General features: G+C 39.9%; 16 protein-coding genes. 7 read left to right on the top strand and 9 right to left on the bottom strand.

Going from position 1 to position 15,412, the window contains the following annotated elements:
* Window positions 1–182: 182 nt before the first annotated feature.
* The 5 genes from GTQ43_RS30280 to GTQ43_RS30260 form a co-directional block, all read right to left on the bottom strand.
* Window positions 183–1,211: an ABC transporter substrate-binding protein gene (locus GTQ43_RS30280; RefSeq protein ID WP_265276327.1), complete on the bottom strand. Its 1,029-nt coding sequence runs from the start codon at window positions 1,209–1,211 to the stop codon at window positions 183–185.
* A gap of 95 nt (window positions 1,212–1,306) precedes the next feature.
* Complete coding sequence (locus GTQ43_RS30275; protein ID WP_265276326.1) at window positions 1,307–2,314, bottom strand: ABC transporter substrate-binding protein; 1,008 nt, start codon at window positions 2,312–2,314, stop codon at window positions 1,307–1,309.
* A gap of 719 nt (window positions 2,315–3,033) precedes the next feature.
* Window positions 3,034–3,189: an inositol oxygenase gene (locus GTQ43_RS30270; RefSeq protein ID WP_265276325.1), complete on the bottom strand. Its 156-nt coding sequence runs from the start codon at window positions 3,187–3,189 to the stop codon at window positions 3,034–3,036.
* A gap of 353 nt (window positions 3,190–3,542) precedes the next feature.
* Window positions 3,543–3,866, bottom strand: a complete 324-nt coding sequence (locus GTQ43_RS30265) for a DUF1815 family protein (RefSeq protein ID WP_265276324.1) — start codon at window positions 3,864–3,866, stop codon at window positions 3,543–3,545.
* Between the two features lie 137 nt (window positions 3,867–4,003).
* On the bottom strand, window positions 4,004–4,489 hold the full coding sequence (locus tag GTQ43_RS30260) for a gluconokinase (RefSeq protein WP_265276323.1): 486 nt from the start codon (window positions 4,487–4,489) through the stop codon (window positions 4,004–4,006).
* A gap of 167 nt (window positions 4,490–4,656) precedes the next feature.
* Here GTQ43_RS30260 and GTQ43_RS30255 point away from each other — a divergent pair, with 167 nt between their 5' ends.
* From GTQ43_RS30255 to GTQ43_RS30245, 3 genes are all read left to right on the top strand, one after another.
* Window positions 4,657–5,685, top strand: coding sequence for a LacI family DNA-binding transcriptional regulator (locus GTQ43_RS30255; RefSeq protein ID WP_265276322.1), 1,029 nt, complete (start codon window positions 4,657–4,659; stop codon window positions 5,683–5,685).
* Between the two features lie 300 nt (window positions 5,686–5,985).
* Window positions 5,986–6,759, top strand: a complete 774-nt coding sequence (locus GTQ43_RS30250) for a hypothetical protein (RefSeq protein ID WP_265276321.1) — start codon at window positions 5,986–5,988, stop codon at window positions 6,757–6,759.
* 316 nt (window positions 6,760–7,075) lie between these two features.
* Window positions 7,076–7,396, top strand: coding sequence for a hypothetical protein (locus GTQ43_RS30245; protein WP_321162522.1), 321 nt, complete (start codon window positions 7,076–7,078; stop codon window positions 7,394–7,396).
* Window positions 7,397–7,527: 131 nt separating this feature from the next.
* Here the strand turns inward: GTQ43_RS30245 and GTQ43_RS30240 are convergent, their stop codons facing one another.
* The 3 genes from GTQ43_RS30240 to GTQ43_RS30230 form a co-directional block, all read right to left on the bottom strand.
* The gene (locus GTQ43_RS30240; protein WP_265276320.1) at window positions 7,528–8,412 is read right to left on the bottom strand and encodes a hypothetical protein; all 885 of its coding nucleotides are present in this window, start codon (window positions 8,410–8,412) and stop codon (window positions 7,528–7,530) included.
* A 70-nt stretch (window positions 8,413–8,482) separates the two neighbouring features.
* Window positions 8,483–9,076, bottom strand: coding sequence for a DUF1517 domain-containing protein (locus tag GTQ43_RS30235; protein WP_265276319.1), 594 nt, complete (start codon window positions 9,074–9,076; stop codon window positions 8,483–8,485).
* Window positions 9,077–9,259: 183 nt separating this feature from the next.
* Window positions 9,260–10,837 (bottom strand): pentapeptide repeat-containing protein, encoded by a 1,578-nt coding sequence (locus GTQ43_RS30230; RefSeq protein ID WP_265276582.1) that lies wholly within the window; start codon window positions 10,835–10,837, stop codon window positions 9,260–9,262.
* A gap of 68 nt (window positions 10,838–10,905) precedes the next feature.
* Between GTQ43_RS30230 and GTQ43_RS30225 the strand changes: the two genes are divergently transcribed.
* Window positions 10,906–11,745, top strand: coding sequence for a prephenate/arogenate dehydrogenase (locus GTQ43_RS30225; RefSeq protein ID WP_265276318.1), 840 nt, complete (start codon window positions 10,906–10,908; stop codon window positions 11,743–11,745).
* A 637-nt stretch (window positions 11,746–12,382) separates the two neighbouring features.
* The gene (locus GTQ43_RS30220) at window positions 12,383–12,679 is read left to right on the top strand and encodes a hypothetical protein (protein ID WP_265276317.1); all 297 of its coding nucleotides are present in this window, start codon (window positions 12,383–12,385) and stop codon (window positions 12,677–12,679) included.
* Window positions 12,680–12,808: 129 nt separating this feature from the next.
* Here GTQ43_RS30220 and GTQ43_RS30215 read toward each other — a convergent pair whose 3' ends face one another.
* The gene (locus GTQ43_RS30215) at window positions 12,809–13,423 is read right to left on the bottom strand and encodes a DUF3122 domain-containing protein (protein ID WP_265276316.1); all 615 of its coding nucleotides are present in this window, start codon (window positions 13,421–13,423) and stop codon (window positions 12,809–12,811) included.
* A gap of 583 nt (window positions 13,424–14,006) precedes the next feature.
* Between GTQ43_RS30215 and GTQ43_RS30210 the strand changes: the two genes are divergently transcribed.
* Complete coding sequence (locus GTQ43_RS30210; RefSeq protein WP_265276315.1) at window positions 14,007–14,150, top strand: hypothetical protein; 144 nt, start codon at window positions 14,007–14,009, stop codon at window positions 14,148–14,150.
* Between the two features lie 135 nt (window positions 14,151–14,285).
* Complete coding sequence (locus GTQ43_RS30205; protein ID WP_265276314.1) at window positions 14,286–15,206, top strand: polysaccharide deacetylase family protein; 921 nt, start codon at window positions 14,286–14,288, stop codon at window positions 15,204–15,206.
* Window positions 15,207–15,412: the final 206 nt, after the last annotated feature.

Raw genomic sequence — 15,412 nt, 5'->3', positions numbered from 1 at the left:
AAATCAGGTTTTAAAAAGCGATTCCTATCTTAGAAAGTTCTGAATATCGAAAGGCAATATATCATAAATTTTTACAGATGCATATATGTACATCATGGGTATGTGCAAAAACTATGTCAATGTATCAAAAGACTCAATTCAGATTGACATTATTCTTAATAATTGTAAATTTACAATTATTATTATTGCCAGCCTTTTTCTGTGCTGACATTATCTTTTGTAATCAGCTTAACTGGAATCAAGATTGTGGGATTGCTAGGTTTCTTGCCATTTAAAATATCGTTTCCAACCTGAACTGCTTTTTCGGCCATACCTCGTGGATTTTGAGTAGCGGTTGCAGCATATAAACTATTTTTAGCTGCGATCGCAGTGATCGCTTCTGGCGCACCATCAACCCCGACAATAAAGAAATCTTTACGTTGTGCTTGGTTTGCTGCTAGTTCTGCGCCAACTCCACTCGGATCGTTGATGGCAAAAACCGCATCAATTTTCGGGAAGGTTGTGAGCAAATCAGTCATAACTCTCAGTCCTCCATCCCGGCTACCGTCTGCATTTTGGTTTTTAGAGAGGATTTTAATATCGGGATATTTGGATAGTACACTCTCGCAGCCACTAACTCGTTGAATCACTGAGTCCACTGGCGGGCCGTTAACTATTACAACATTGCCTTTACCTTTGAGGCGATCGGCAATATATTTGCAACTAACTTCTCCTGCTTGAACATTATTAGTAGTGATAGTGGCATCCACACCTCCATCAGCACCTGTGTCTACGGCAATGACAATTCTACCTGCAAGTTTGGCTCTTTCAACTACTGGCTTAATTCCACGTTTATCAGCAGCATTCAAAACAATGATGTCAGTATTAGCAGCAGTAAAATTTTCAATTTGATTAGCTTGTTGGTTAAGGTCATAAGCACTGGAAGCTATAATAACATTGACATCTTTTCCGCCAATTCTCTTTGCTTCTGCCTCAACTGCTTGTCCCATAACGACGAAGAAAGGGTTACTTAGATCGCCAACGGTGAAGGCAACGGCTCGTAATTTTCTATTCCCAGTGGCGATTTTAGTTTCTGCACTAATATTTGTAGCAGGTTTTGTATCGGTGTTAGTAGCAGTGTTGTTATCGGGAGAAGCATTTGTACAGCCGAAAACGCCACCACTGATAATACCTAGTATGCTAGCTGCGATCGCAATCCTTTTCATATTCATATATCTCCTAAATGTCTAAAAACATGGTCAAGTATTGTAACCCTCGTGTATCAAGCCTTTCTCTATGTCTTGTAATTACGAATTCCGAATTACTATTACCAGCCTTTGTAGCTGCTGAGGTTGTCTCTAGTAACCAAGTTGACTGGAATCAGAATATTTAGTGACTCAGGTTTTTTACCCTGGATGATATCGTTACCAATTTGAACCGCTTTTTCGGCCATCCCTGCGGGATTTTGAGCCGCAGTTGCAGCAAATACACCATCTTTGTCTTTCATTGCTTTGGTTGCATCTGGCGAACCGTCAACCCCAACAATAAAAAATTCTTTGCGTTTTGCTTGTCTAGCTGCTAAGTCTGCACCCACACCACTTTGATCGTTGGTGGCAAAAACGGCATCAATTTTGGGAAAGGTTGTGAGCAAATCACTCATAACTCTCAATCCTCCATCCCTTGTCCCTTCTGCGTTTTGGCCTTTAGAGATCAGTTTGATCTTAGGATATTTGGCCAATGATTTCTCACAGCCACTGACTCGTTGATTAATTGAATCCATCGGTGTACCGTTGAGAATGACTACACTACCTTGACCTTTGATGCGATCGCCAATATATTGACAAGCAATCTCACCAGCTTGGGTATTGTTAGAACTAATCATTGCATCCACGTCTGCATCAACGGCTGAATCTACTGCAATAACAACCTTACCTGCAAGCCTTGCTCGATCAATTACCGGTTTAACTCCTTTTTTATCAACAGCACTGAGGATAATTAAATCAGTATTTGCAGCAGTAAAATTTTCGATTTGGTTGCTTTGTTGGTTCAGATCAAAGCCACTAGAAACTGCATTAACTCTGATATTATCCCCGATTTTCTTAGCTTCTTTCTCCGCTCCTTTATGCACTGCATTATAGAAAGGGTTTCCCAAGTCACCCAAGGCAATGCCGATTGTTTGCAATTTTTTATTTGGACTATTAACTTTAGTCTCTAAGCTAGCATTAGTGGCAGTGTTAGCAACAGTATTAGTAGTAGAGTTGTCATTTTGAATGCTATTTGTGCAGCTAATAAGAGTGAAACCTAGTATACCAACTAGGAGAAAAGTTCTCTTCATATTCGTATATTTCTAACAACTAATTTAAATTTGATAAAGGTAAAAGAAATATCAATCAGGTCTAATAAATTCCAACCTAAGTTAGTGATACTGCTAGTTTTGTCAATGCCAACTCTTATTAAATATCTCGTAAACTGACGTAATTTGGGTTGCTAATACTCACTTGACTAAACTAGATACTTTATTTTAAAGCAATTTATTGACAGCTAATCTACGTCATAGAACCACATTAATTTGTTGTAAAAATACTTTTTTAATGTGCTTTCTAAGGAAATCATATTTTCGGTAAAACTCTAGAAAATGTATTCTTAAAATTGCAAACTTATACTTGTTTTATTAGTTTATCCTTTCTCAGTACAAAAATGAATTTTCTTTATCGATCTTTACAAACTAAAGCAAGACTTTTAATCTTTAATTTATGCCAGAACCCCGTAATCCCAGCATTTACAAATATTAAGTATTTTTGAGCTTAGGTATAATTCAAAAAACTTAACATTTCTGATCCAGTCCTCATAATCTAGCTTGGAAATTGGAGTATGAACAATTTTAAATTTTAGGTAATGGAGTTGAAAAATTCAAGATTTTAAATTTAAAGCAACCGTGAGAGCAACTACCTTTAGATATAGAGTTCATCTAAAATCTTAAATCCAAAATTTCTTGATTGCTGCTAGCATCTCTTAGAAAAAAGGGGCATTATTTAGCGCACAGTAATAGCCAGTTTAAAACTTCAGGGTTGTAGGCAAATATTTAGCTACTAAATCTTCATAGTATGGTCTTAATTTTTGCCAATCAGGAGGAGTAGGGTTTTTTGAATACAAATCATAAGGATTGAATAAATTTACCCATTTAAACATTTCTATATCGTGTTTACCCATCAAATGGCTTTAAAATCGGATTTCTGCACTTTATGCACACTTATGTATAAAGTGGATTGAGTTTATTTTTGCACACGTGTGCAAAAACGGGTGTTAAGTTTCTTTTCTATCTACATAACTATTTACAACATACTTAGTTAAATATTTTTTACAATCTACTCGGATTAAATATTGACAAAGTACACGAAATATAGATTGCAGACTTAAGACAAAATACTTTTATGCGATCTCGGTAGCAATCACCTTGTGCCAACAAATGAATTATTTGTTGGATAGATTTTTGAATAAATAGCGTTATGCACACATAAGTAAAATATATGTTAAGTTTTTTGTTGGTTTCACCCAAAGAAGTGTTAATTTGTCAATTGTATGGCGCGAGAATACTTGACAATATTAGCCAACTCTTCAAGCTGGTTTATTGCTTCTGCACCCTCCAATTTCATTAATTCGCGATCGTCCCACAATTCCATCCAAGTAATCCCGTAATCAGACACTACAAAACGAATCAGATGCTTTTCTCGCATACTAACCATAAATGAAGCACTCTTCATTTGGTCGCCAGACGTGTAGCATGAGGCAGAATACCCACGCAGCTCAAGTATAATTGTCAAAACTTGCAGGTTCATTACCAAGTCTTGGACAAATTCTTGATGTTGTTGCGCTAATCTTAGAAACACTAATTTTCTCCTACCACTACAGTTATGTGGTTCCTTTTAAAACTTCTTTAGACTTGTATCCGACGTATTTGGTTGCCAAAGGTTCGTGTTTTCCTAGATACGTGATTAATCTTAACCTTACCGTTGTAACTAATAAGCTAAAGTCTCAAAGCCTCTCTAATCTTCTGGACAATTATCTGGGGTGGTTGTGCAACATCTATAGATATGGTGTCTAATGGCTCTTCAAGAGTATCAAACTGGCTACTGAGGAGTTTTTCATTCATGTAATGATTGCTACGCTCTTGTAACCGTATTTGAATCAACTCATAAGAGCCTTTCAGGTAAACTAACTTAGTACTTTCGCTATCCAATACCAAAAATTGCCGATAGCTTTCTTTTAAAGCCGAACATGCCAGCACAACATTTTTATTTTCTTGTAACCAATGTTTTATGGCTGTTTGCAAATCTTGCAACCAAGGTATCCTGTCAGCTTCACTCAAAGGGATACCGCGCCGCATTTTCTCAACATTTTCTGACGAGTGAAAAGCATCAGCGTCACTAAACTCCCAGTCTAATGAATCTGCTAGCAATTTTCCTATGGTAGTTTTGCCAGAACCCGATACACCCATCACGATAATAATCATATTTTTCTGAATAAAAGTTAAGTTATTGAAATAAAAACAGAATTCAAGACTCTTGACTTCTTTCTATGCAGAATGTGAGTTGTATTAAAATCTCTTGACAAATAACGATTATTTTCTATAATACATACAAACTTGCACACGTGTGCATTAATTAAAGCCTAAGATAAATGAATAAACGAAGAATTTCAATTGAAGATATTGCTCGCAGAGCAGGTGTTTCTCATTCTACAGTTTCACGTGCTTTGCGAGATAACGCTCTCATTAGCCCAAAAGTGCGAGAAGAAATTAAGCAACTGGCGCAAGAGATGAACTATGTGCCAAATGCTATTGCTCAAAGCTTGCAAAATAAACGTACTAATACCATTGGTGTAGTAGTAACTTCTATCTCAGATCCATTTTTTGCTGAGGTAGTAGAGGGAATTGAACAGATAGCTAGACCAGCCGGCTTGAGTGTTTTGTTAAGTGCTTCACACCGAGATTTTGAGCAGGAAATGGCAGCTATTGATACTTTTCATCGTCGGAGAGTAGACGGGATCTTAATAGCCGACTCACGAATTAGTAAACAGCATATAAAACAACTAACCCAAATTGCTGTGCCAACAGTTTTGATTAATAGCCAGACTGAAGATCAATCTGAAATATTTCACTCAGTGGCAATAGACGATCGCTTAGGTGCTAGATTAGCCACAGAACATCTAATAAGTTTGGGACACACCACTATTGGTTATCTAGGTGTAAGCGATCGCAGCAAATCGAACCAGCAGCGCTTAGAAGGATATAAAATGGCTCTGGCTGAGGCAAGCCTACCACAAAATCCTGATTGGGTTGCAATTAGTGACGAATACGATATCAGAAGGAATGATGTTACTACTGGACAAAAGATGATATCCAAACTATTAGCTGCTGAGGTGACAGGCATCTTTTGTTACAACGATATGGTGGCGATTGGCGCTCTGTTAGCCTGTCAAGAACTAGGGATTTTAGTACCGCGAAATTTAAGCCTGGTTGGATTTGATGGTATTGCTTTGGGACGTTACGTTACGCCATCACTTACAACGGTCAGCCAGCCAATGTTAGAAATTGGTGGTAATGCTATGCAAATATTACTCGACTTATTAGAAGATAAGACCGTGGAAAACCGCGTTTTATCTCCTTTTCTAGTAGAGCGTGGTAGTAGTGCAACATTAACAAAGTAATTTTAAATTATCATGTGCTAATGGAAAAACTATCACAAGGATTCTGAACACAAAAATTTTTGGTGTTGCTGAATCGAGGTATGAACTTGAATCTAGAGACGTAAAATTTTACGTCTCTACAAGGATTTTTCACCGCAATGCACAATCGTTTTCATCCCGCAATCAGCAACGCCAAATTTTTTAAGTTTGAATTCTGCCCACTAGGATATGTGCTACTAAAAAAACCATCACAAGTATTTCCGTATAACTGCGGGGATACAGCCACGATCGAGGTGATAGTTTCACCGGAGACAGGGCAAGATGTATATTAACTTTTTTATCAGTTCCATTGCTGGAATTGTGGTTGTGGTGCTGGCGGCTTTTGGCTTACTGCAATGGTTGCATATCCCTGCTGGTAATTTTCTTGATTGGGTGATTGGTGGTGCAAGTTTTTGGTGGCTATTGGTAATTGTTACCGTACCGTGGAATGTTCATTTTCAAGCGAAAGAAGTCTTAGCAGAAGCAGCACAATCAACTGAGAAAGGAATTCCAGTTGATGAGAAACAAGTGAAGTATGTCACATTGCTGGCAAAGCGATCGCTTTGGGTTGCCCTCGCTTTACACTTATTCTCAGCCGTTGGTCTTTATACTCTTGCTGCCACTGGTATTAGTACGGTGGGATATATAAGTTCTGGTGCAGCTTTATTATTAACGATTCTGCGTCCAGCGATTCGAGCTTATGAGTATTTATATGCCCGATTAGCGATGATTCGCCAAGAATGGAAGTATCCACGCGAAGATATTTTTGAACTGCGCGATCGCTTCTCGATATTGGAACAAAAAATCCAGTCGTTGGAAGATCAACTCAATCCCGAACAACCCTATTCATTACCCGCAACTCAACAACGCTTTGCCGAAGAGACTCGCAGAGATTTAGCCAGGATTGTGGCTAATTTTGAAGAATTACGGGCGACAAATCAAACTGAACATGAGCGTTTGGCAAGAGAAGCCAGAACTGCGATCGCGCAACTTTCCACCGACGGGCAATTTCTCGATCATGTCCGCGAAATTATTCGATTTTTTAAGACCGCTTAACGAGACTCTAAGTAGTAATGCAAAATTAAATATACATTTGTCATTGCGAATGGAGCAAAGCGGAATGAACCATAAATCCTTCGGACACGCTTTGCGAAAGCAAGGTCTTGGGATTGCAACTTTTAGAGACGCTGTTCGCATTCGTTACATTTCATTCCATAACCTACGGGAAGGCTCCGCCTACGCAATGACATAAATATTTTTGCATACGCACTTACAAACAGCAAGAGAAATTTGGCATAACAGAAATGGCAGGTATTTAGTATATAAATATACTGGGAATCTCCAAAACCAAATATGTTATAACTTTGTACGGATGATGTTTGGTGAAGCTCATATAACTTCAGGAGTACTCACAGTGAATCAGATACAACTGACTTTAACTATTGGTTATCTGTTAATGACAGGCTATTTTTTAAGCAATTGGTTAATATTTTCTCTACGTCATCCTGCTTCCACTCCAGAAGATAGATTTTTATCGGTTGTGATATTTCTGGTGACAACTATCTTCTGGCCGCTGATGATTCCGATATCTTGTTTAGAAATAGTTCAAAAAAAGCAAATAGACTTTAATAAAATGATTCCTGTTATTTTAGCAATATTTATATTTAGTATTTCATATTATTTGACCGAATAATATTATGTCAGGATAATTAGTTATGATTCCCATAATCATTAGACATCGGAGCGAAAAACAATGTAGAGACGTAGCACTGCTACGTCTCTACATGGATTCTACATAATGCTACTTATTGAATTGGAAATTTCTTAACGCCGTCTGCTGCCAAAACCACTTGAGCGCCGGGGTGCTGTACTACGTCCACTACCGAAACTACTGCCAGAATTGCGTCTGGTAGTGCTGGAGTTACCAGAAGGTTGCAACGTACTACCACCAAAACCAGAACCAGAAGGACGGTTATTACCTGTAGTGCTACGCGGTGTATTGCGTATATTTGAATTTCCAGGATATGACCTTCTAATTGTGCCTGTATTGCGGAATGCAGTGCGATTTGTCACGGCTGCGGGTGGCGCATTGTAACGAGTTTGATAGTTTTGAACTGCTTGTCCATAGCTTCCACCATATCCACCAAACCCACTTAATCCTTGTCCTGATTGATAGACAGGGGGTACATAATATTGAGGTCTAAACAACAGACTACCAATTGCCTGTCCCGCCAAGCTACCAGCCACAGACCCAGCAAAGGGGGCCCAAAAGCTATTTTCTCGACGGACTACAACCGTCTCTTGTTGTCCTGTTTGAGGATTAGTTTTATTCTCGGTAACGTTGTGGACGTACTCAAGTTTAAAGTCTTCCGTCAGATATAAAATCGGTTGTCCTTTGTCTACCTTCAGATAGGTCTTCTTACCCTGCTTGATTTGATCGTCAGTTAAGCGCGCCATTTGCAAATTTTCAGTTGCAAAGGTTGGGGGTTTATTGTTAAGTAAAAACAGGTTGTATTCACCACTTGCATCGTCATAAGTAGCTTGTTGTATCTGATACTCTCCATCACTCAGTTTTGTGTTAGTAGAGGTTTGGCTAAGATTCTTAGCCGAAGAATTAGTTTGGTTTTCGCCACCACAAGCGACAGTTGTGAGACACAAACTCAGAGCTAAAAAGACGGCTGTAAATTTACGTACTATGGTCATGATCATTGGATTATTGTCCTATCTCTGAGCTTAACAATTTCTCGATGTAAGTAGTAAGTACGGACTACCCAACACATTATAAAGGAATCAATTCTGGATAATATTGCAAGAGTTGATCGCTAGTGAGTTCATCGCCTAACTGTGCTGGGGAGAAATGCACTTGGATTGCCTTTAATCTATGTTTATAATGCAAATTGATCAATGCTTTCAATCCTTCTTTGAGTGCCTGAACGTTAGAAAGATCGGTTTCTAACTCTGGTACTTCCCCTTCATAAGCTACTGTAACCATCACAATAACGTTGCGAGTTACAGGTATAGATAAAGGTTCATTCGATGGAGAGTCAGAACCATAATCTGGTTCACTGAGATATCTTTCGGCAGAGTCAGTAAATAATTCGTTCACGTAATCTCCCGCCTCGCCTTCATCCCAAAATACATCACCTTCGTTGGCAGCAGAAAGCCAATATTCATCGTATTGCAGCAGGGTTTGGCTAATTTCTACCAATCCTTCTCCCAAAACTTCTAAGTCGCCATCGACATCGATCGCATTTCGTCCAGCACTATTTAATACTCCCAAAATGGGCGCTACTTCACCTCCCCCCAAGTGCAGAAATAGGCGAAAGACGACATAACGAGTCCGACCAATCATTTTATTAAAGGTATCGCGCATTTTTATCCTCCATAATTTTGTTTTTTGTCATTAGTCGAAAATCGCAAGGTCCAGATCCCCGACTTCTTTAAGAAGTCGGGGATCTGGTTGTTCGCTATAGCGGTTCTCATTTATGTGAGGTACACCCGTAGGGGTAATTCATGAATTGCCATTTGAATGGGAACCGCTATAATCATTTCCCAACTAATGACTAATATAGTGAAATCCTTTGACAAAATCTATAACTATATTTAACGAAGGTAATATATCATATTTTATTGAATCATTAGATATATCATCATAAGTTGAAGTATTAAGGGCAGAGCGATTAATAAATCTTTTTCCAAAGTTGGGATGCTCATGGACAATAAATGTGTGGGCGCTAGAATTCGTTAAAACTATTTGAGTTGGGGCTTTACAAAAATTTAACTTTGTAGCTACTTCGATATTTTTTTTCGTCTGTTTAATTGTTGTAGCCTGACTCGTGGCTTGCTCTATAAGAACATTTAATTGTTTGACCATCTGGGGTGATTTTAGCGATTTTAAATCTTCGTTTGCAACAACTTCGTTATTAATCATTTCCACCACGTTAGAAATATTCTTTTGAGTAGATGCCGCATCTAGAAAGGGAAGAATCACAATGTAAGCAGTGGAAAATAATGCTTCATCGCTATCTACATAAAATGTGAAAACAGTTCGACGACGGCCACTTTCGATACTTGGGGGTTGTTTTAGTCCCCGGTATTCCTGAGCAATTTGATAGTAAGCACCTGCGATCGCAAAATTGGCTTCGTGTTCTAAGGCTGCATCAACAATAATACGGATTGTCGGCGGTGTTTCATTAAAAAAGTCTCGTGAGTCTTCGGAATGGAACTTCTGAATAATGGAGCGATCGCCGGCTGGACTCAGATCGACCCATTCACAAATCATCCCTTCGGTTTTTAAACCAAATCTGGAGGTGGCATAAAGCTTGGCTCCAGTTAATGTTGCTCCAGTTAAGTCAGCACCAATCCATTCCGCCCTCATTAATTTTGCCTGAGTTAAATTGGCGTGGATGAAAACTGTATTCGTTAAATTAGCATTGCTTAAATCTGCGCCAATTAAAGTAGCACCGCTTAATTTTGCGCCACTCAAATCTGCCCACCGGAGATTAGCACCGCTCAAATCTGCCCAACGAAGATTAGCACCGCTCAAATCTGCTCCACTCAAGTTAGCATGGCTAAGATTCGCCTGTCTGAGTTCAGTATCTCGCAAATTTGCACCACTCAGGTTACAACGACTGAGGTCACTAGCATTTAAGTTAGCCATCTCTAAGTTCGCTCCCGTCAAAGAAGCGCCTCTCAAGACAGTCTCACTCAAGTTAGCGTGGCGGAGATTTGTTTGGCGGAGTGTCGCCTCTCGCAAATCAGCACTGGTGAGGTCAGCCTCCGACAGGTCGGCGCGACTGAGATCGGCGCGAATTAACTCAGCGCGAATCAACAAGGCTCCTTTAAGTTGAGCGCGACCCAGATCGGCTCGAATCAAATTAGCGACGTTGAGACTAGCGTTATTTAAGATGGCGTTGGATAGATTCACGCCACTGAGTCTAGCTACATTCAGCTTGGCATTGCTCAAGTTAGCTTCGCTCAGATTTGCGCCACTGAGGTTAACTATACTCAAATTAGCATCGCTGAGATTCACGCCACTGAGTTTGACTCCACTTAGATTAGCTTCTGCAAGGTCAATACCACTAAAGTTTAAGACTCCTGCTGCGTATTTTTCTAGTAATTCCTCTACAGTCATCGATGCTACCCCTTGGATGCCAACTTTAATAGTTGGTAAAGTCATAAAAACAGAATGTCAAAATCAAAATGAATATTGGGATTTTAGGGTTGGGATTGATCGGCGGATCTTTGGGTTTTGATTTGCGATCGCAAGGACATCATATCTTAGGAGTTAGTCGCCGTGAATCTACCTGTCAAAAGGCAGTTGAACTCGGTACTGTTGATGAAGCATCAGTCGATCTGAGTCTGTTAGCAGCCGCAGAGGTTGTATTTATTTGTACACCCTTAGCGCTTATTGTGCCCCAATTGGAGCAAACGATCGCTCATTTGTCTACAGCTACTATCGTGACTGACGTGGGTTCGGCAAAAGCACAGATAGTCAAAGACATTTCTCCCCTTTGGGATAATTTTATCGGTGGTCATCCAATGGCGGGAAGAACAGACAGTGGCATAGAAGCTGCACAACGGAATTTATTTGTTGATAAACCTTATGTATTAACACCGATAACTACAACACCAGCTAGTGCCATTACAGTTGTAGAAGAAATTGTGCGATCGCTGGGAGCTAATATCTATTATTGTCAACCAGAGCAACATGACCGTGCTGTTAGTTGGATTTCCCATTTACCTGTAATGGTCAGTTCCTCGTTGATTGCTGCTTGCTTAAGTGAAACTGACCCAGATGTTTTGGAATTAGCCCAAAAGTTAGCCAGTTCAGGTTTTCGGGATACCAGTCGTGTGGGTGGTGGGAATCCAGAGTTGGGTGTGATGATGGCGCGGTATAATCGTCAAGCATTGCTGCGATCGCTGCAACAGTATCGTCACAATCTCGATGAGTTAACTAACTTAATTGAGCAAGAAAATTGGTCAGTTTTAGAGCAAAAATTGAAATCAACAGGTAAGGCGCGACCTGATTTTGTAGATTAGAATTCAGCAGTCAGGAGTCATAATTCAGAATTAATTCTGACCGAAAAAGCAGACAAATAAATGGGCTTAAGACTCCTACTAAATATACATATAGGAATCATATTTGATTTTTGAACAAAATTAGGTATTGTAGGGGAGCCAGTGCGTTGCCGAGGTTCCCTCCGTTGTAGCAACTGGCGTTGTGTTAGAACGCAGTTCGTAACGCACCATTATCGAGGGTTTGGTGCCGTACTTTCTGTGCCAACACAACGCGAGTACTCTACGAAAATCCGACCTCCGGTCGTCTAAACTCAAGTCAAGCCGCTGCCTTGCGGGGGTTCTCCCCGTTGCAGTAAATGGCGCGGCAAACCCGCCCATACAACTGGCTCCCCTACGGATCTTTTGAAAAATCAAACCGGATTCTTATATTTAGTAGTCACGGAAAAACCTAGAAAGTTGTTTCTTGATTCTGACTCCTGACTTCTTCTTACAGAATGTTTTTGATATAGTTGATAAAGTTAGGTATCTATTTTATTTCTAAATCAATAAACATAGCTATTTAATAATTTTAACAATAAAATCTTTAAAAAAATGCTATTTAATACCTTGACAGTCACCAAACCGATGTACTATACAGATAAATTTACAAAAATAAACAATGGTAGAACGTCCAATAAAAAAATCGGAACGTCAGTCCCAAGCAAATACTGACAATAATTCCGAAAAAACGGATTCCATAACTCCAACTCCTATTGAATCCAACCCCAAAAACTCAAAACCAACTCGGAATCGCTCGTCTGGCACAGAAAAAAAAGCATCTTATGGGGATGAAAAGAGGCAGCAGGGCAATCCGGCTCTAGCACGTGGCCCAAAACCCGTTAAACCTCCAGTCAAAGTGCAAACAGAAGAACTTGAAACCGAATCAGAAACTATTTCTGAGGAGTCTCAAAACTAGCATTATTCCTGCGTATGATGTGGGAGGCTTTAACTCGTCGTTATAATGTATATGAAGACAGGATTTCTGCCTCCACAGGCAGTAATTATGCCCCCCATCATTATGAGGTTATTGGATTAAATACTGTTACTAATCAATCTCTGTAACTAGCCATTGCCACTCAGTCACTACACTATTGGATATATTGAGAACTAATTGCTTTCCACTAGAGAGAGGCACACAGAGTTTGAGTGCATCAGTTGTTGGCAATTTCGGTAATATATCAGTTAGATTATATTCCCCCACATTAGAGATAGGTGCAGCTAAAGAGTATGCATCCGATGCACTCAGCAATTTTCCGGCTGCTGTCTCAATCAGCAATGGTTGAGGGTGAGCAATTTCAACTACACCTGGAAAAGCAACTAAGCGCAACTGTAAGTCTTTGACTGCACTGGTGTAATTTTGTTTGAACAGCAGCACTTGCCAAGCATATCCTTTTTCATCCTTGATAGATACCTGTGAGTGGTAGTGTAAGATACCGGGAGAATCATGATGTTGACGTAACAGTGCTTGTGCTGACTCCACATCCCATCCACACGCAGTTAGTGCTAAAAATAATACTAGGGTACAACGCCAAAAACATTGTTGAAATTTTCGCTTCATCTGACACATTTTACAGCAGAATTTCAGAGCAGAGCCGAGAATACTCCGCCAAAATGTCAGAAATAACTCAATAAGTAACCATGCAGAATTAATTACAGTCATTGCGAGCGTTCGCGAAGCAATCCCAGCCCTCGCATTCGCGAAGCGTGTCCGAAGGACTTATGCTTCATTTCGCTATCTCTACGAGACGCTACCGCGTTAAGCGAAGCTATGCCGAAGGCTTTACGCTCCATTCGCAATGACATTGTATAATTAATTTTGTTTAACTACTTACTGCGTAGGTTTTGCCGAAAAAGCTTAAAATTCGTAGGTTGGGTTGAGGAACGAAACCCAACATTTATGGGGCTTTGTTGGGTTTCACTGCCCTGTGAGACGCTGTTCGCGTTCGTTCAACCCAACCTTGTATCTTAGAAAGAGTAGTATTGAGAAGTAACTGTCAAAGCAACATTCTAGTCTCAAAGCTGCGGTGTATGCTGGGATAAATAGCGATGTCTACGACGGGCTATCATTTGGCTAACTTTCTTAAATTAGCAGGTTATTATCATGTTTAGTTGCTGTATGTAAAGTTCTCAGCCCTATTAGTTAACTCTACACTAGCATTTCTTCTGGTTACGGTTATACTGCCATCATTGCTGCTTTTATTGGCCGATTAAATGGGCTGGGTATTATTTTATTCAGTCTTTTGATGGCACTTTTGTACATAGACGGCGAATTAGTACAGATTAACTTGGCACTTACCTTAGCTTTAACTAGCATTTTTCCAGGTATTTTATTCTTTTTTCTTTTAGCAGCAGATATATTAATTTACAACCAAGTACAAGTGATATGAGAGGGAAGTGGGGAAGATGGGGGAGCAGGGAGCAGGGAGCAGGGGGAGATGAGGGAGAATAACTCTTAACTCTTAACTCAGCACTCAGCACTCTTTTGCCCAATCCCCAATAACTAATATTTAAGGAGATTTAATGTGTCTAATCGTAAATTATTGTCGTTCATAAAGGTACTATCTATTGCATTGCTTGCTGGTCTAGGTAGTTTGGGTATCAGTCTGCTTGCAGGTACAACTAAACTTGACCGTCTGTTGGGAATTCAAAAGCTAAAGGGTGATGGTGCTAAAACGAGTTTAGGTAGGGCAATGAGTGCAGAGGCAAAGTCTATCACTCCAGCTACAGACCAGATGAATGAAGTACCAAAGCCTTTCCAGGGCACAATCGTTTATCAAGCGAAACTAAAAGCAAATGAGAAAGTTATCGCCTTGACCTTTGATGATGGCCCTGGCCCCAAAAATACGGAACAGGTTTTAGAAATTTTGAAGAAAAATAATATCAAGGCAACATTCTTCATGATTGGAGAAATGGTGAAATATTTTCCCCAAGTTGCCAAGCAAGTGGCTGCTGATGGTCACGTGATTGGTAATCATACATGGCATCATTGGTATTTTCAAATGGATGGAGCGACTGCGGCTAGTGAAATTGACCGCACAGCAGATATTATCTATAAGACGACAGGAGAGAAAACTACTCTATTTCGTCCTCCTGGAGGCTTTCTAAATAATGGACTAGCCAAATATGCCAAAAACGAGAAGTACGCTGTCATGATGTGGTCAGAAGAGTCAGGGGATGCTGAACGTCGTTCGCCTCAAGTGCCAATGCTAGTTAAAAATGTGCTGAAATATGCAAAACCAGGCGCAATTGTACTGTTGCATGATGGCGGTGGTAATCGTTCTAGATCGGTCAAGGCTTTACCAGAAATGATTGCAGGTTTGAAGGCCCAAGGCTATCGATTTGTGACAATTCCCCAATTGCTGGAAATGCAAGCCCAAGAAGAAAGTGCGGTGACAGCAGTATCGCCTGTGGTAACAAATCATGAACATTCAGACCATCAATGATCTGCTACGAGCTACACCTTTAATATCGCGATCGCTCGATCGTTCGCTTATAAAACGTCATTGCGTACTCCGTTGGAGAACCCCGCTCGCAATGACACCAGAGAGATTTTGTACTCTCACAAAAAACAACATAATTAGATGGGCATAAAGAAATGTAATATCGGCGTTGCTGAATCATGAAATGCTTAACTTAAATTGTTCTTGGT

This window comes from Nostoc sp. KVJ3, from assembly GCF_026127265.1.
Taxonomy (GTDB): domain Bacteria; phylum Cyanobacteriota; class Cyanobacteriia; order Cyanobacteriales; family Nostocaceae; genus Nostoc.
This window is presented reverse-complemented; position numbering and strand designations above follow the sequence as displayed.